This is a genomic window from Actinokineospora terrae (genome assembly GCF_900111175.1).
Lineage (GTDB): Bacteria > Actinomycetota > Actinomycetes > Mycobacteriales > Pseudonocardiaceae > Actinokineospora > Actinokineospora terrae.
The window spans coordinates 12,269-30,426 of the sequence record NZ_FOGI01000022.1 but is presented as its reverse complement, the minus strand read 5'-3'; the positions used below and the strand labels follow the sequence as shown (position 1 = coordinate 30,426).

Annotated in this window: 9 protein-coding genes; 4 read left to right on the top strand and 5 right to left on the bottom strand. The window is 75.3% G+C overall.

Annotated features, from left to right (window positions below):
• Positions 1 to 6 precede the first annotated feature (6 nt).
• A complete protein-coding gene (locus BMY07_RS36015; protein WP_092787029.1) occupies positions 7 to 1,824 on the top strand; it encodes an AfsR/SARP family transcriptional regulator in 1,818 nt (605 codons plus the stop codon).
• A gap of 146 nt (positions 1,825 to 1,970) precedes the next feature.
• On the opposite strand, the gene BMY07_RS32510 is transcribed toward BMY07_RS36015, so the two are convergent.
• From BMY07_RS32510 to BMY07_RS32490, 5 genes are all read right to left on the bottom strand, one after another.
• The gene (locus BMY07_RS32510; RefSeq protein ID WP_092787057.1) at positions 1,971 to 3,110 is read right to left on the bottom strand and encodes a glycosyltransferase; all 1,140 of its coding nucleotides are present in this window, start codon (positions 3,108 to 3,110) and stop codon (positions 1,971 to 1,973) included.
• Between the two features lie 152 nt (positions 3,111 to 3,262).
• Positions 3,263 to 4,063, bottom strand: coding sequence for an alpha/beta fold hydrolase (locus BMY07_RS32505; RefSeq protein WP_092787027.1), 801 nt, complete (start codon positions 4,061 to 4,063; stop codon positions 3,263 to 3,265).
• A gap of 1 nt (position 4,064) precedes the next feature.
• Entirely contained in the window at positions 4,065 to 4,364 is a 300-nt protein-coding gene (locus BMY07_RS32500; protein ID WP_092787024.1) for an acyl carrier protein, read from the bottom strand.
• A complete protein-coding gene (locus BMY07_RS32495) occupies positions 4,357 to 8,364 on the bottom strand; it encodes a beta-ketoacyl synthase N-terminal-like domain-containing protein (protein ID WP_092787055.1) in 4,008 nt (1,335 codons plus the stop codon). Before BMY07_RS32495 ends, BMY07_RS32500 begins: the two co-directional genes overlap by 8 nt.
• 5 nt (positions 8,365 to 8,369) lie before the next feature.
• Positions 8,370 to 14,849, bottom strand: a complete 6,480-nt coding sequence (locus BMY07_RS32490) for a type I polyketide synthase (RefSeq protein WP_092787021.1) — start codon at positions 14,847 to 14,849, stop codon at positions 8,370 to 8,372.
• Positions 14,850 to 15,124: 275 nt separating this feature from the next.
• On the opposite strand from BMY07_RS32490, the gene BMY07_RS32485 reads away from it, so the two are divergent.
• From BMY07_RS32485 to BMY07_RS32475, 3 genes are all read left to right on the top strand, one after another.
• On the top strand, positions 15,125 to 15,946 hold the full coding sequence (locus BMY07_RS32485; protein ID WP_092787019.1) for an SDR family oxidoreductase: 822 nt from the start codon (positions 15,125 to 15,127) through the stop codon (positions 15,944 to 15,946).
• Positions 15,947 to 15,950: 4 nt separating this feature from the next.
• Entirely contained in the window at positions 15,951 to 16,958 is a 1,008-nt protein-coding gene (locus tag BMY07_RS32480) for an aldo/keto reductase (protein WP_092787017.1), read from the top strand.
• Positions 16,959 to 17,179: 221 nt separating this feature from the next.
• Positions 17,180 to 18,151 (top strand): LysR family transcriptional regulator, encoded by a 972-nt coding sequence (locus BMY07_RS32475; protein ID WP_092787015.1) that lies wholly within the window; start codon positions 17,180 to 17,182, stop codon positions 18,149 to 18,151.
• Positions 18,152 to 18,158: the final 7 nt, after the last annotated feature.

The following is an 18,158-nucleotide window of genomic DNA, read 5'->3' as shown; positions in this document are numbered from 1 at the left end:
AACACCATGACCATCCGGATCGAGATCGTCGGCGCGCTGCGCGCCCACCTGCACGGCACCCCGGTCACCCCGTCGCAGCCCAAGCTGCGCGCCCTGCTCGCGCTGCTGGCGGCCACCCCGGACGCGGTGGTGCGGCACGAGACGATCGCCGAGGAGCTGTGGTCGGAGCCGCCGTCGACCAAGCGCGCCCGGATCGTGCAGACCTACGTCTCGCAGCTGCGCAAGCTGCTCGGCGCCGCGGGGGTGTGCGCGCACACCCCCAAGGTCGGCTACCGGCTCGACCTCGGCGCGGCCGACTACCTCGACACCGCGCACCTGCTGCGCCTTCGCGACACCGCCGAGGCGCACCTGCGCGCCGGAGACCCGGCCACCGCCGCCGAGGTGCTGGGCGCCGCGGTGGACCTGTGCCGCGGCGAGGTCCTCTCGGACGTGTCGCTCGGTACGGTGCTGCGCCTGGCGAAGGCCCGCCTGGACCTGGTGCGGGTGGGGGTGCTGGAGCGGTACCTGCGGGTGCAGCTCGACCTCGGTCGCCCGGACGCGGTGCTCGCGCAGGTCGACCGCGTCGTGCGCGAGGACCCCCGGCACGAGCAGCTCTACGCGTCGCTGCTGTTGGGTTTCGCGGTCGCGGGGCAGCGCGCGCGGGCCACGGACCTGTTCCACGACGTGCGCGCCAGGCTGGCCAGGGAGTCCGGGCTGGAACCCGGGCTGGCCCTGCGGTCGGCGTTCGAACGGGCGCTGAGCGACGACCCCACCGCCGGGCGGGCACCGGTGGCGGCCGTGCGGCGGTTGCGGGAGCACCAGCGGCCGGAGCAGGTCCTGCCGGTCGGCACCGTCGTCGGGTACGGCCCGCAGGCGGAGTTCGCGCGGGTCGAGCTCACGCGGCGGCCCCGCGCGACACCCGCCGTGCTCGCCGTCGTCGGGGCACCCGGCGCGGGCACCACCACGTTCTGCGCCCGGCTGGCCGACGAGACCCGGGCCGCGTACCCCGACGGGCGGGTGCTGGCCGACCTGGCGCGCCTGGACACCGCCGAGGCGTTGGCCGGTTTCCTGCGCGCGGTGCGCCCGGGTGCGGCGGTGCCGGACGGGCTGGCCGAACGGGCGCGGTTGTGGCACCGGCACACCGGTGACGCGCGGCTGCTGGTGGTGCTGGACAACGTGACCAGCGCGACGGACCTGGCGGCGTTGTCCCCCGCCTCGACGGGGAGCGCGGTGCTGCTCGGCTGCGCGGAGCGGCTCACGACCCCGGTCGCGGCGGTGTCGCTGCCGGGGTTGGCGACGGAGGACCTGGTGGCGCTGCTCGCCGCCCGCGTCGGCCGGACCCGGGTGGATCGCGAACCCCGGGCGGCGGACGCGCTGATGTCGCGCTGCGCGGGACTGCCCCTGGTCGCGGCGATCCTGTCGGAACTGGTCCGGCTCCGCCCCCACTGGTCCCTCGGCCGCCTGGCCACCCGGCTGGGCACGGACCTGCCCATGGCGGCGGGCGGACTCGACCTCGCGCGCAGCGTCTCCCGCGCCGCGGCCGGACTGGACCCGGTGCAGTGGGCCGCCCTGGTGGGCCTGGCCCACCGCGACGACCGCCCGGACATCCTCACGGCCGAGTGGACGACCCGGACCCTCTCCCTGCCCCGCGCCGAGTCCTTCCTCTGGCGCCTCACCACCCTGCGCCTGGCCGAACCCGCCCCCCGAACCCGCCAAGGCGGCCCACCGCGCTACCGCGTCGCCCCGCTGTACCTGCGCGCGGTCCGCGCGCTCGCCGCCAGACCCCGCCCCACCCTCGGCTGGCACGCCCCCGAACCCCACCCCCGCAGAGCCGTGTCCACCTAGGTGGATCACCCGGCGGCTCGCTCGGTGGTCCGGGTCGCGCCCTCGTGGCCGCTCGCCAGTCGTGCGCCACCCGCGTGCTAGCGGGCGGGCGAGCGGTGGCGGTGGCGGGCGCCGCCCGCTGGTCGAGCGCGTGGGCGTGGTGCGGGCTAGCGGGATGGGGCGATCAGGTCTTCCAGGCGGGAGACGACGGCGTGGGCGCCACCCGCCTGGTGGAAAGAGGTTCGCACCCGGGTCGCGCCCCGGGTGAAGGCCGGGTCGGTGAGGACGGTGCGCAGGGCGGCGGTGATGTCCTCGGCGCGGGCGTGGTCGAAGCGCAGGCGCAGGCCCGCGCCCGCGGCGACCACCTGGTCGGCCAGGGCGGGCTGGTCGTCGCGGATCGGGGCGACCACCAGGGGGACGCCGTGGGCCAGGGTCTCGCACACCGTGTTGTGCCCGCCGTGGCAGATCACCGCGGCGGTCAGCGGGAGCAGGTCGAGCACGGGCGCCGAGGCCACCACCACGACATCCCCCGAGGCCGCCAGGCACCCCCCGGGATCGACGACCACCCCCTGCACCGCGGGGAAGTCCCCGAGGGCCAGCGCGCACTCGGCGAGGAACCGCCCGCCCGCCTCGGAGTTGGTGGTGCCCAACGTGACCAGCACGACCGGTGTGTCCGGCCGCAACCGCGCCCACGGGAACTCCACCGGGCGCCGCGCCGCCAACGACGGTCCCACGTACCGCGGGTCCGCCACCGCGACCACCGGCTCACCCGCCAACTCCACGGTGCTGAACACCACCACCGAGTAGGGCGAGAACCGCAGGTCGTCATCTCCCTCGACGCCGTGGCGCACCCGCAACCCGCGCTGCTGCTCCCGCACCCACGCCGCCACCCGCGGCATCCCCGCCAACGGATCGGCCAACTCCGCCGACGTGCTCGCCGACGTCACCCACGGCAGCCCCACCTCCTGCGCCACCAACGCCCCCGCGAACGCCTGCTGGTCGACGACCACCACATCCGGGTCGAAGTCCGCCACCGCCGCCCGAACCCCCGGCACCATCGCGTCCGCCAACGGCACCAGGAAACCCGCCCACAGGAACCGCAACGCCGCGAACGCCCGCAACCCACCCGGCCTGCGCCACGCAGTGGACCCGGCCGGGTACACCCTGCCCCCCACCAGGTCCCGCACCACCGGGCACGGCCCGACCCAGGCCACCTCGTGCCCCCGCTCCCCCGCCACGGCGGCGACCCCCACCAACGGGTGCACATGCCCCGCCAACGGCGGCACCACGAACAACACCCTGCTCATCGCACCCGACCACCCGTCCTCATCGCCGCGGCCCACCCGATCCGCTCATCCCGACCCACCCACCCGATCCGCTCATCCCGACCCACCCACCCGTCCTCAACACCCCCGCGACGTTCGCCCCCCGCGTCCGTCCTCAACACCCCCCGCCACCGTCACCCACCCCCATGCCGCCGAACCCACTCGACCAGCAGCCCCCGCACCGCCCGGTGCCGCTCCACCAGCACCGAGTGCCCCTGGTCGTCGAACACGAACGCCTCCCCACCCGGCAGCGACGCCGTGACCGCGCCCAGGTCGTCGGCCTGGTAGCCGTGGCGGCCGAGGATGGACAGGACCGGGCAGGTGATGGCGGCCACCTCGCGGGCGGTCATCATCGGGCCGGTGGCGACCTCGTCGGCCATGGTGGTGGCGGTGAAGCGGGCGGCGGCGAGGCGGGCGAGGCGGCGGTGGTGGGCACCGAAGGTGGCCTCGATCCACTCGTAGTTCTCCTCGACACCCAGCATCCGGGTGGTGGCGGCGAGGATGCCCGCCATCTTCGCCGCCCAGACCTCGGTCGGGGGTTCCGACTCGATGGCCACCACGCTGCGGACGCGGTGGGGGTGGGCGGCGGCGTACGCGTAGGCGATGGTGCCGCCGAAGCTGTTGCCGACCAGGTGCACCGGGTGGGTGACGGTCAGCGCGCACAGCAGTTCGTCGAGGTCCGCGACGAAGTCGGCCAGTGCGTAGCCGCTCACCGGGCGCTCGGACCGGCCGTGGCCGCGCAGGTCGTAGCTGATCACGTCGATGCCCGCGGCGGCGACCGGCGGTGCCAGGGTCAGGTAGAAGCTGGCGAGGCTGTCGGTGCCCATGCCGTGGATGAACACGACCGTCTCGTTGGCCCGCCACGGGTCCGGGCCGACCGCGCCGGGCAGCAGCTGGTAGTTGGTGCGCAGGCCGTTGACCTTCAGCTCCGGCACGTCACCGCTCCCCGAGGGCGGCGGCGACGTAGTCGGCGATCCGGCCGACGGTCAGGCCGATCACGTCGTCGAGCTCGAACTCGGCGAGGTGCTCGGCGAGGTTGACCCGCGGGCCGTACCGGTCGGCCAGCAGCCCGCCGAGGGTCACCAGGTCGACGCTCTCCAGGCCGAGGTCCTCGTGGAAGGCGGTGTCGCGGCGCACCTCGACACCGAGCAGGGCCAGGTCGTCGCCGACCAGGGCGCCGATGAGGTCGACGACCTCGTCGAACACGCTGTCCGGTGCGGTGGTCGTGTCAGACATCTCCAGTGGTCCTCTCCACTCGAGCGGACACCGCCGCCGCGCCGCGCGCGAGCTCGACCCGCAACCGCGGCAACGACGGGGTGTGGTGGCCGCGAACCAGAAGTCGGTCGCCGTCCCCGGTCACCCGGATCTGGGCGGGGAAGAGCCGGTCGGGCAGCAGGTCGCGCACCGCGTCCTTGGCCGCGATCCGCCCGAGCAGCCAGGTCCGCCGCTCTCGTGGCGGTACCTCCGCGTACTCGGCGCGTTCCGGCGCGTTCAGGTACACACCGGCGAAGACGTCGCGGGAGGCGACCGTCGTCCACCGGTCCTGGGCCGACCACCAGCCGTCGGCGAGCGGCCGCGACAACGCGTTGTCCCTGGGGAAGGCGTACACGGCGTGGTCGGCGTGGTCGCAGTCGAGCCGGATGTCGTGCCAGCCGGTGATCCGCGCCCACACCCGATCGCCGTGGCGGACCTCGGCGTCCATCTCGACGGCGGTGTCGTCGGGGACGCGCGGTCGCACCACGCAGTCCACCTCGGCGCCCACCGGCGGGGGCGGGCCGTGGAAGGTGATCGCCGCGACGCGCACCGGGAACGCGAGCACCCGGCGGTCGGCGCGGGTCTGCAACCAGCACCCCAGCAGTTGGCCGACGTTGTCCAGGACGGCTCCCGGCGCCGGGAGCACGGTGACGCGACCGCTGGCGAGCCCACCGTCGTGCGAGGCAATCCCCGTCAGACCCTGGAAGCGCGGACCGTGGAACATCTGCCTACCGCCGTAGATCGTCGACGGGGTCAGCACCTGGCCCACGACGGGCCCCGGCTCCAGCGGCGACCCGGTGGCGCGCGGGTAGCTCGCGGCCACCTCGACCGACATCGTGGCGAACTCGCCGATGCGCACCGAGATCGAACCCCCGGCGACCGCCCGCTCCAACCGGATCTCCACCTCCCGCGCGGGGGCGGCGACCAGCCACCGGGTGAACCTGATGTCGCGCACCGCGATCACGACCTCCGCGGGCCACTCCCGCTCGGCCGCCTGCCGCGCCCACTCGACCAACGTCGTCGCGGGCACCACCGGCCGGTAGTCGCTCTCGTCGGGCCAGTCGGGGCGCTGCCGGAAGAACCGGTGGCCGCGCAGGTACGGCATGTCCCGCACCGACACCCGCGTCCGACCCACTCGCGCGTCAGGACCAGCCCCAGCCGCAGCGCCGGTGCCGGTGCCGGTGACCGCGGCAACGGCGGGCGGCGCGGTCGTGGCGGCGACCACCGCGCGCACCGCGCCCTCGGTCTCGGCGACCAGCGCCGACAGCTCGGCGGCGACTCCCCCAGGCGCCGCCGGAACGGCCCGCCGGTCGAGCAGACCCCGCGCGGACTCCGCCACCGTCAGCACCGGCGCGCTCACCCGGACCGGAACCCCGGACCGCGCCGGTGAAACGTCCACAACGGACTCGTCGGGGTGCGCGCCGTGGACCCACAACGCCGTGGTCAGCCTGCGCAGCTGGGCGATGCCGGGGCGGGTGGCCGACGCGGCGTTGATCACCAGGTGCGGCCGGTCGCCCAGGGTGTCGGCGACGAAGGACCCGAGCTGACCCGCTCCCATGTGGACGAACACCCGGTAGCCCTCGGCGTACATCCGCTCGACGAGCTCCCGGAAGCGGACCGGGCGCACCAGGAAGTCCTCGGCCAGCGCGAGCAGCGCGGCCGGGTCGTCCGGGTAGCGGTCGACCGTGGTGGCCGACCACACCGGCAGCGCGCCGGGGCGGGTCCCCGCCTCGGCGATGGCGGTCAGGTACGGCGCCAGGTAGGGCCGCATCATCGGGGTGTGGAACCCGGTCGCGAACGGCAGCGGACGGGCGATGACACCCGCGGCGCGGAACCTGGTGGCGAGTCGACCGAGCGCGGCCCGGGGCCCGCACAGCACGGTCTGGCGGGGCGCGTTGTCGTGCGAGACGACGACGTGCGGCTCGTCGGCGATCCCGGCGGTGGCGTCGTCGATCGAGCACCCCAGCGCGAGGTAGTCCACCTCGGGCATGGGGAAGCCGTCCAGGCCGATCACCGGCCGCGCACCGGCCCGGGTGTCGGAGGCGACGGCCGCGGTCCACTCGCCGATGCTGTGCCCGGCGACGCCGTCCGGTCGCACCCCCAGCGCGGTCAGCGCGCGGTGCAGCAGCATCCCGACGTCAGCCACCGCGGCGACGTGCCGGGCGACCGTCGCGGTGTCGGTCGACGGGGCCGTCTCGCCGAGCAGCGCCGCGATGTCGTCGACCTTCGGCGCGAACCCGGCCTCCAGCCCCGGGTACACGAACGCGGTCTTGGCGCCCGGCTCCCGCAGCAGCGGTGTCCCGGTGAACCAGACGTCGCCGGTTCCCCAACTCCACCCCGGTCGACCCGCGCGGGTCAGCAACCGCCTGGCCAACGAGATCCGCCGCTCGGTCGGCCCGACGAGCCCCAGCCGGAAGCGGCCCCCGGTCGGCGCGACCCGTTCGCCGCGCTCGACCGCGTCGAGGAGCCGGGTGAGCTCGGCCGGATCGTCGGCGGCGAGGCGCAGCACCGGCTCCGAGGTGTCCACCCGCACGGCCCCGGCCACCCGGGCCGGGGCCGCTCGACGGGGTGGGACGTGCTGCTCGAGCACGACGTGGGCGTTGATGCCGCCGAAGCCGAAGGCGTTGACCGCCGCGCGGCGGGGCTCGACGCCCTCCCAGGGTTTCGCGGTGTCGATGGTGTGGAAGCGGGTGCGCTCCAGCAGGGGGTTGGGGTCGGCGCAGTGCAGGGTGGGGAGCAGGACGCCGTGGTGGATCGCGAGAACCGCCTTCACCAGGCCCGCGATGCCCGCCGCGGGCATGGTGTGGCCGATCATCGACTTGACCGAGCCGATCACGGCGCAAGCGCCCGGGGGTGCGCCGAAGACCTCGGCGAGCGCGGTCAGTTCGGCGGCGTCCCCGACTGGGGTGCCGGTGCTGTGCGCCTCGACCATGCCGACCGCGTCCGGCGCCGTGGGGTCCAGTCCCGCCGCGGACCATGCCCGCAACAGCGCGGTCCGCTGGCCCGCGGTGTCGGGGTTGAACAGGCTCTGCGTGCGGCCGTCGCTGGCCGAGCCGACGCCGCGGATGACGGCGTAGACGCGGTTGCCGTCGCGTTGGGCGTCGGCGAGCCTGCGCAGGACGACGACACCGGCGCCCTCGCCGATCAGCAGTCCGTCCGCGGTGGCCGACAGCGGCCGGATCCGCTGGGACGGCGACAGCGCCCGCAGTTGGCTGAACACGGCCCAGAAGGTGTCGTCGTGGCCGTGGTAGACCCCGCCCGCGAGGACCGCGTCGCAGCGGTTCGCGGCCAACTCCCCCACCGCCTGGTCCACGGCCAGCAGCGAGGACGCGCACGCGGCGTCGACGGTGTAGGCGGGGCCGCGCAGGTCGAGCCGGTTGGCGATGCGGGACGCGGCCAGGTTGGGCACCAGGTTGATCATGGACTCCGGCCGCACCGGCCCGAGCGGCTCCAGCAGCGCCGCGCGCACCACCTCGAGTTCCGCCGCGCCAAGGCCGGGGCTGAGTTCGGCGAGCACCCGCAGTACCGTGCGGACGGTGCGGACGCGGTGCTCGAGGCCGACCATGCGTGGCCCGATGTAGCCGCCACGGCCCAGGATGACCCCGACGCGGTTCCGGTCGCCCAGTGCGCGCGCGCCGCCCGCGTCGGCCACCGCCGCGGCCGCGACCCGCAGCGACAGCAACTGGTCGGGTTCCACGGTGTCGACCGCGTTGGGCACGATGCCCAGCCCGGCGGCGTCGATGGTGAACGGGGCGAGGAACCCGCCGCGGTGGCAGTAGGTCCGGTCCGGCGGCGGTGTCGCGGTGGGGTCGGGCACGCCCGCGTGGAAGTGGGGGTCGCGGCGATCGGCCGGGACGTCGGTGATGGCGTCGTACCCGGTGCGCAGGTTGTGCCAGTAGGTGTCGAGGTCGGGGGCGCCGGGCAGCATCACCGCCATCCCGACGACCGCGACCGGCTCGCGTTCGGCCTCGGTGACGGGCATCCCGGTCACACCCACGCCGTGTACACGACCGCGCGGGAGCCGCCGTCGGCGAGTTCGCGCAGCAGGCAGTCGGTGGCCGCGTCCGGGTCGATCAGGCCGATGCCGCGCCGGTCGAGGTCGCGGGCCAGTTCGCCGGACACCATGCCGCCGTGCTCGCCGACCGGCGCCCACGGTCCCCAGTGGACGGTCAGGACCCGGCACCCGGTGTCGGTGGCGAACGCGGTGCCGAGGGTCTCCAGCGCGTCGTTGGCGGCGGCGTAGTCGACCTGGCCGCGGTTGCCGAACACGCCTGCCACACTGCCGAACAACACGGTGACCGCCGGTCGGATCCCGGCCCCGGCCAGCCCGTCGAGCAGGGCCCGCGCCCCGTCGACCTTGGTGGCGAACACGCGCTGGAACGAGGCGTCGTCCTTCTCGAGCATGAGCCGGTCGTCGAGGACCCCGGCGGCGTGGACGACGCCGTCGAGCCTGCCGTGCCTGGTGTGGACGTCCTTGACCAGGCTGCGCACCGCGGCGCCGTCGCGCACGTCGACCTGCCGGTACTCCACCCGCCCGCCCGCCGCGCGGACCTGGGCGACGGTCGAGGAGATCTCCCGCTGGGCCAGCAGGAGCCGGGCTGTGCGGTCGACGTCGGCGAGTGACCGACCGTCGGCGGCGAGCGCGGCCCTGAGCCCTGTCTCGTCCAGGTTCGCGAACTCCGGCGGCGGCGCCGACTCCGGGGGCCACGGTGTGCGACCCGCGAGTTCCAGGTGGCAACCCGAGGCGGCGGCCAGCGCCGCGCTGCACCAGGCGGTGATCCCCCGGGCTCCGCCGATGACCAGGACGACGGAGTCCCGGTCGAAGCCGAGCGCGCCGCCCCCGGCCAGTTCCGCGGCCACGACGTCGAAGCCGAGCCGGTCACCGCGGGCGTACCGGACGACGGGCAGTTCGGCGTCGTCGGACAGTTCGACGGCGAGGGTGTCCGCGAGCGCGGCCGGTGTGGTGTCCGGCGCGAGCTCGACCAGCCGGACCTGGCGCTCCGGGTGTTCCTGGCACACCGCGCGGACCAGGCCGCGCAGCCCGGCCGCGTGCGCGGGTGCCTGGCCGTCCTCGTGCGGGGACACGACCAGGACGGTGCGCACCCCGGCGGCCACCGCGTCGCGCACGGCGGAGAACACCCGGGGCGCGACCGGTTCGTCGGCGGGGGTGAGCGGGGTGAGCAGGACCAGGGTGTCGGCGGGTTCGTCCGCTCCGGCAGCGTCGGCGCCGTGGCTGGTCACCATGGCCAGCACGGCGTCCGCGTGCCGGGTGCCCGCCGGGTCGTGCACCACGCGGACCAGCCTGCCGGTGAGGTCCGGGACCCCACCGACCGGTGCCGCGGGGACGGTCCGCGCCAGGAACCGCCGCGGCCGCGTGCCCGCGACACCGCCGGTCGGGACCGGCGCGGGATCGGTGCCGACGCCCAGGCGTTCCCGCAACCAGTCGGCCATGCCCCGGGCGCTGCGCCTGCGGTGCAGTTCGTCGTGGACGGTGCCCTCGGCGCTGACACCGAGCCGCGCGATCAGGGTCCCGGCGATCTCGGTGCGCTTGATGGAGTCGATGGACAGGTCGGCTTCCAGGTCGAGGTCGCCGTCGATCATCTCCGGCGGGTAGCCGGTGCGGGTGCTGATCACCTCGACCACGGCGGCCAGCACGTCGGTCGGCCGGTCGATCGACACCTCGGCCGGGGGTCGCGGTTCGTCGGCCACCGGCAGCCGCACCACGACCGGCTCGGGGGCGGCGGGGGCGACGGCAGGGACGGGCGCGGGCGCGGCGTGCCCGAGGTAGCCGAGCAGCACGTCGCGCTGGGCGGCGACGATCTCGCGGTTGGTCCGCAGGAACACGGAGACGACCTCGTCGCGCGCGGTCTGCGGCGGGCCGGGCGGGTGCGGTGACATGGAAGACCTCGTGATTCGTCTGGCGGGGACCAGCGCCCCGCGGGGGATGGTGCCGTCGGCCAGCCGGACCAACTGCCCGTCGACCGTCCACGGCGCGGCCGCCGACCGGGTCCCGGCCCGCCCGCGCACCAGCCAGTCGGTGTCGACCGGCACCCCGGCGACGGCCAGTCGCGCGAGAGCGGTGAGCACGCCGCGCACCCCAGGTGCCCCGGGGTCGCACGCCACGGCGGTGTGCGACCGCCCACCGGCGCCCGCGGTGCCGGGGTCGGGGCCGAGGATCGCGTCGACGAGGCCGGTGAGGACCGATCCGGGGCCGATCTCGACGAAGGTCCTGGCACCCGCGGCGTGCATGGCGCGGATCTGGTCGACGAAGCGGACCGGGGCGGCGAGCTGGGCGGCCAGTTCCGCCCGGACGTCCGATGTGGACGTGTAGGCGGTGGCGGTCCGGTTGGCGTACACCGGGAGCCGGGGTGGCCGGATGTCCTCGGCCGCCAGTGCGGTGGCGAACAGCCGGGCCGCGGGTGCGACGACGCTGCTGTGGAAGGCGCAGGCGACCGGGATGCGCTTGGCCGACACCCCGGCCGCGCGCAGCCGGTCCACCGCGGCGAGCACCTGGCCGGTCGGCCCGGAGAGCACTACCTGGTCGGGCGCGTTGTGGTTGGCGACGACCACGTCGGTGTCGCCGAGCAGACCCGCGACCCGGTCGGCGTCCGCGCGCACCGCCGCCATCGCGCCGGGATCACCCGCGGCCGCGGTCATGATCGCGTCGGCCCGGCAGGCACTGAGCCGCGCCAGGGTCGCGCGGTCGAACGCCCCGGCCAGTGCCAGTGCGGGCAGTTCGCCGTAGCTGTGGCCGCCCAACAGGTCCGGCCGCACGCCGACGCGGTCGAGCAGGTCCGCCACGGCGACGGCCGCCATGCCCAGGGCCGGTTGCGCCACCCGGGTGTCGCGCAGCGCCGCGTCGTCGGCCACCACCGCGTCGGGGTGCCACGCCGCGGGTGGGAACACCGCGGCGGCGACCGGGGAGTCCAGGCCCGAGCGCAGGTCGGGGAAGGTGACGAACAGGTCGGCGAGCATGCCGGTGCGCTGGCTGCCCTGGCCGGGGACGAGGAACGCGATCCTGCCGGGGTCCGCGTCCGGATCGGCGGTGAACAGCGCCCGGTGTGCCGTGCCGTCGAGGGCCGCGCGCAGCGCGTCGGCGAGTTCGTCGTGATCGCGCGCGACGACGGCGTGCCGGACGGGACCCGTGTCGGGCCACCCCGAGACGTCGGCGGCGAGGTCGACCAAGGTGTCCCCGCCGTGGGCGGCCGCGAGCAGGTCCCGGACCGCGTCGGTGGAGCGCAGCAGGAACAGCTCGGCGTCCCAGTCGCGCAGCGTGTGCCGTCCCAGGGGCGCGCCGGGGCCGGTGGTCAGCACGGCGTGGTAGTTCGTGCCGCCGAACCCGAACGCGCTGACCCCGGCCACCCGCTCGCGGCGGGGCGTGAGCCACGGCCGCGCGGTGGTGTCGAAGGTGAACGGGCTGCTCGGGTCCCATGCGGCGATCGGCTCGGACAGGTGCAGCGTGGGCGGCAGGACGCCGTGCCACAGCGACAACGCGGCCTTGATCACCCCCGCGAGACCGGCGGCGCACTTGGTGTGCCCGATCTGGCTCTTGACCGACCCGAGCGCGCACCTGCCCGCTCGGGCGCCCGCCGCGGTGAAGAACTCGGTGAGGCTGGCCAGTTCGGTGCTGTCGCCGACGACCGTCCCCGTGCCGTGCGCCTCGACCATCCCCACGGCGGACGGGGAGATCCCGGCGGCCGCGTAGGCGCGCTCGAGCGCGCGCCGCTGGCCCTCGGGGCGGGGGGCGGTGAGGCCGAGCGACCGGCCGTCGCTGGAGGCGCCGACGCCGCGCACCACCGCGTACACCCGGTCGCCGTCGCGTTCGGCGTCGGCGAGGCGTTTGAGGGCCACGCAGGCCACCCCCTCGCCGAGGGCGATCCCGTCGCCGTCGCGGGCGAAGGGCCTGCACCGGCCGGTCGGCGAGAGCGCGCCCGCCGAGGCGAACATCAGGTAGTCGTTGATGCCGTTGTGCAGGTCCACCGCGCCGCACAACACCATGTCGGCGCCGCCGTGCGCGAGGTCGCGGCAGGCCAGGTCCAGCGCGGCCAGCGACGACGCGCAGGCGGCGTCGACGGTGAAGTTGGCGCCGCCGAGGTCGAGCCGGTTGGCGACCCGACCGGAGATGACGTTGGTGAGGGTGCCGGGGAACGAGTCCTCGGTCAGGCTCGGCAGCAGGTCCAGCAACTCCTCGGGCACCTCACCGAGCCACGACGGCAGCAGCGATCGCACGACGGTCGCGTTCGCCAGGTCACCGCCCGCCTCGGCGCCGAAGACCACCCCGGTCCGCTCGCGGTCGAACTCCCGGTCGAGGTAGCCCGCGTCGGCCAGCGCCCGCCTGGCCACCTCGAGCGAGAGCAACTGCGCCGGGTCGATGCTGCCCATCGACGCGGGCGGGATGCCGAAGGACACCGGGTCGAACCCGACCTCGGGCAGGAACCCGCCCCACTTCGACGGTGTGGTGCCCGGTCCGCCCCCGCCGGCGCGGAAGTACACCGACGGGTCCCAACGCCCCGGGGGCACCTCGGTGACCTCGTCGCGGCCGCGCAGGACGCCGGACCAGAACCCGTCGAGGTCGTCGGAGCCGGGGAACACGCAGGCCATGCCCACGATCGCCACGTCGACCGGTGCGGGCCGGAGCCGGGGCGCGGTGCCTGCCGGGCGGCGGCCGCGCGACAGCGCCGCGGCGCCGTCGGTGACCGCGTGGTGCAGGGTCGCGATGTCGGTGCGGTCGTCGCGCAGCACGGCGGCCTGGCCGACCATGTACATGCCGTCGGCGAACTGGCCGTCCTCGTCGACGGCCACCAGGTCGGGGCCCTCGCGGCGCAGCCCCTTGCTGGCCACCCGCAGCCTGCCGACGTTGAGCGCCTCCAACGCCTGCCAGCGGTCGCGGGCCACGACGCCGCGCGCGGTGAGGTCCTCGGCGGCGGCCTCGAACTGGGTGACGAACGGCGTGGGCAGGCACCGGGTCTCGTGGCCGGGTGCGGTGCGGACGGTGACGGTGCGGACGGCGGACATGACCTCGCGCTGGTACCGGTCGGTGATCGCACCGTGCCGCACGGCCTCCTCGGTGAACAGGTACGCCGTGCCCATCACCACCCCGACCCCGACGCCGCGCCCGGCTTGCGGCGCCGCCATCGCCGCGACGGCCGCCGCGGACACCTCGTCGTGCACGCCGCCCGCGAACAGGACCTGCACGCCGTCGACGTCGGGCCGCTCGGCGAGCACGCCCAACTGGGCCTCCCACAGGGAGAAGCTGGTGCGCGGACCGATGTGGCCGCCGCACTCGGCGCCCTCGAAGACGAACCGGCGGGCACCCTGGTCGAGGTACTGGGCGAGCAGGGTCGGCGACGGCACGTGCAGGAAGGTCGCCACGCCCTCGGCCTCCAGGGCGGCGGCCAGCGCCGGGGTCCCGCCCGCGATGAGGACGCTGCGGGGGCGCACGGCGCGGATCGCCGCCAGCTGCGCGGCGCGCAGGTCGTCGGGGACGAAGCCGAGGATGCCCGCGCCCCACGGGCGCTCACCGAGCAGGTCGGCGGTGCGGCGCAGCATGTCCTCGGTGCGGGGGCCGTCCGCGAGGGCCACCGCCACGTACGGCATGGCGCCCTGCTCGGCCACGGCCAGCGCGAAACCCGGCTGGTCGCTGACCCGGGTCATCGGGCCCTGGGCGATGGCGTGCCGCACGCCGAGGGTGCGGCGCACCGGCGCGCCCTGGGGGCGGGGATCGGCACCCGCGTCGGCGTCGACCAGGGCCCGGACCAGCGCTGTCGCGGACGGGTAGCGCCGTGCCACCGTCGCGGCCAGGTGCGCGTCCTCGCCGAGCGGCAGGTCCGTGCCGCGCAGCAGTCGCCGCCCCGCGTGGGGCCCGGTGTCGGTGCCGTCGGCGACGGCCAGCCGGGACCGCAGCGCGGCGGGCAGGTCGGACTCGGGGAACAGGCCGAGTTGGCTGTCGAGCACGACGCCCGCCGCGCCCGCGGCGAGGGCGCCGAGCGCGGTGTGCGGGCCGATGCCGCCGCGCACCCAGACCGGGGCGCCGAGCCGCAGGAGCCGCTGCAGCAGGACGAACGAGGACAGCTCGCCGACCGTCCCCGCTGCCTCGCTGCCGACGGCGACGACCCCCAGCGCGCCCGCGTCGAGAGCGGCCCGTGCCTGCTCGACCCCGGTGACCTCGACCAGGCACGGCAGGTGTGCGGCGGTCTCGCGGATCGGCGCGTCCGGCCCGAGCAGGGCCAGTTCCACTCCGTGCGCGGCCAGGTCGACCGGGGTCAACGGGCAGTCGGCGCCCACCCAGGCGCCGACCCGGTCGGTCAGCGCCCCCGCGCGGGCCAGGACGGCGGCCGCGTCGGCACCGAGTTCGAGAACCCCCAGCCCACCGCCGCGGCTCACCGCGGCGGCCAGCCTGGGGTCGGGCAGGCCGAGTGGGCCGCGGCCCAGCACGCGCCACCGGGCACCGACCTGCGCCTGGGACATCGTTCCTCCTGATTCTCCGGTCGGGCACGACCCGACCCGTTGCCAATTCGGGAAATGTGAACGCTCCCTCGGCTCCTCGGCCGACAATGCCCGCGCCCGGCCGGCGCCGCCAGATTCCAAGAATGGGCTTGAGTGCCGCTTGAGCGAGATTTCAGCGGCCCGACCCGGCGCTCGGGACCGTGTTAGCGTCGATCGATCGGAACGCATTCCGCGGCGGCTTTCGCCGCCCGGCGGGAGCCGACATCGCCGCAGGTGCGGCGCGAGGGGGGACGACCATGGAGTTGACCGGCCGGGTGGCCGTGCTCACCGGTGCGGGCCACGGGATGGGCGCGGCGATGGCCGCCCGGTTCGCCGCGGCGGGCGCGCGCGGGATCGTGGTGTCCGACGTCGACGGCCGGGCCGCGGACGCCGTGGCCGCGGCGATCACCGCCGCGGGTGGGCGGGCGGTCGCCAGGCGCGCCGACGCCGCGTCGCGCTCCGACCTGCGCGCACTGGTCGAGGTGGCGCTGACCGAGTACGGACGGCTGGATGTGTTCTGCAGCAACGCGGGCGTGGCGTTCGGCACCGGCGTGCACGCCTCCGACGAGCACTGGCGGCGTTCGTTCGACCTCAACGTCCTGCAGCACGTCTACGCCGCGCAGGCCGCGTTGCCGACGATGCTGGCCGCCCGCGACGGCTACCTGGTGATCACGGCGTCCAGCGCGGGTTTGCTGAGCCTGCCGGGTGACGCGCCCTACTCGGTCACCAAGCACGCGGCGGTGGCGCTGGCGGAGTGGCTGGCGGTGACCTACCGCACGCGCGGGATCCGGGTCAGCGCGTTGTGCCCGCTCGGTGTGCGCACGCCGTTCCTGGTCGACGGTGTGCGCGCCAACCACCCGGCGGCGAACGCGGTGGTGGCCATGGGTCCGTTGATCGAACCGGAGGAGGTGGCCGAGGCGGTGGTCACGGCGATGGCCGAGGAGGCGCTGCTGATCCTGCCGCACGCCGACGCGGGCGACGCGTACGCGCGCAAGGCGGCCGACCCCGACGGGTGGCTGCGCGAGACGGTGGCGGGGTTGCCATCGGTGCGTTCCGCCGCGCCGAACGGGGGGCGATGACGCCGTGCGGTACCGGAACCTGGGGGCCAGCGGCCTGGTGGTGAGCGAGATCGGGTTCGGCAACTGGCTCACCCACGACACCCGTGACGTCGCGCAGGAGTGCGTGCGCACCGCGGTGCGGGCGGGGGTGACGCTGTTCAACACGGCCGCGGCCTGGGGGCGTGGCGCCGCGGAGGAGTCGCTGGCGCGCGGGCTGGTGGGAACGCCACGCGACGACGTGGTGATCAGCACGGGGGTCCACTGGCCGCGGGAGAACGGCCAGGAACCGGGCGGGTTGAGCCGCAAGAGCCTCTTCGCGTCCCTGCACGGGTCGTTGCGCAGGCTCGACACCGACCACGTCGACCTGTTCCACCTGCTGCGGTTCGACTACCGGACCCCGCTGGAGGAGACGTTCGTCGCGCTGTCGGACCTGGTGCGGCAGGGGAAGGTGCACTACGTCGCGACCTCGGAGTGGACGGCGGCCCAGATCCAGGAAGCGGCCGGGTTGGCCGAGCGGCACCGGGTCCCGCTGGTGGGCAACCAGCCGCAGTACTCGATGCTGTGGCGGGTCCCGGAATCGCAGGTGATCCCGGCCTGCGAACGGCTGGGGATCGGGCAGTTGGCGGCGGTGTCGCTGGCCCAGGGCGTGCTCGCGGGCCGCTACGCCGACGGGGTGTTCCCGGCCGGTTCCCGTGCCGCGGGCGGGGAACTGTCGCGCGCGCTGGTCTGGCCGCTGCTGCACCACGACCTGCTCACCCGGATCGAGCCGCTGCGCGGGATCGCCGCCGCGTGCGGGCTGACCATGGCGCAGCTCGCGCTGGCGTGGGTGCTGCAGAACCCGCTGGTGGCCACCGTGGTGGTGGGGGCGTCGCGGCCGGAGCAGGTGCTGGAGAACGCGGGCGCCGCCGGGGTGGCGCTCGACCTCGACGTGCTCGGCCAGATCGATCAGCTATTGGGAAGTTTCGTGCAAACTGACCCAAGGCTGACATTCACGCCACCGCAATACCGCGCAACCGACCCGCTGCCGCTATAGCGGGCGACTATGCAAAAGTGGGATAGACCATTGTGCGGCGACCGGCCCTATAGTGGACCGGCGGTCCGACCGACCGCTCTTTCTTTCGGCGAGCGGTGAATCCGCCGCCCCGCGCCTGCGGCGGGGTGCGCGCTGGCGGAGGCGGCCGTTCCTGCCAGGGGTGCGCCGTGCCGACCGGACCTCGGCGGGTGGCGTCCCTGCCCTGCGGACGGAGACAACACATGGAGGTCGAGATCCGCCACCTGCGCGTGATCGTGGCCATCGCCGAGTCCGGCAGCCTCAACCGCGCCTCGAAGGTCCTCGGGCTGTCCCAACCCGGGCTGACCAGCCAGTTGCAGCGGATAGAGCACAGCCTGGGCGGACAGCTGTTCTTCCGCGCCGAGGGGGGCTCGAGCCCCACCCCGTTCGGCCACAACGTGCTCACCGAGGCCCGCGCCGTGCTGCGCGGCCTGCAGGGCATCCGCAGCCGGGCCGAGTCCCAGGCCAGGCACCGCACCGCGCCGCCGACCAGGGTGGGCGGCAACGCCGGGTTCGTGCACCTCGCGCTGAGCCGTTGGCTGGCGGGCAGGGCGTGGGTGCCCGGCGTGCGGCTCACCGAGGAGACCGACCCGCGCGCCAGCATCGAGATGGTCACCAACGGCGCGCTGGACCTGGCGGTCGTCTACGAGTGGCCCGGCTTCAGCCACCGCCTCGACGACAGCGTCCGCGCCCAGGTCGTCGTCCGCGACGAACCGGTCCTGGTCATGCTCTCCCCCACCCACCCCCTGGCCGCCGAGCACACCCTGCGCCTGGACACCCTCGCCGAGTACCCGTGGGTCGACGAACCGCCGCAGATGAGCCAGTGGCCGGTGTACCTCAGCCAGACCAGCCACCGCTTCGGGGTGAGCATGGACCAGCAGCACGAGGTCCTCTTCGCCCCCACCGCCCACGACCTGGTGGCCACCCGAGCCGCCCTCGCCCCCGCCCTCATCACCGGCCGCGACATCGCGGGCAGCATCACCCTGCGCCCGCTGACCGACAACCCACTCCGCCAGCGCCTGCGGGTCGTCTACCGCCCCGACACCCTGGTGGGCGCGCACATCGAGGAGATCACCGCCGAGGTCGTCACCCTGTACCACGACCACGGCGCCCGCAACGCGCACTTCCGTGCCTGGTGGGCCGCGGAGGGCAGGCACACGACCCCGACGTTCTGACCGCCAC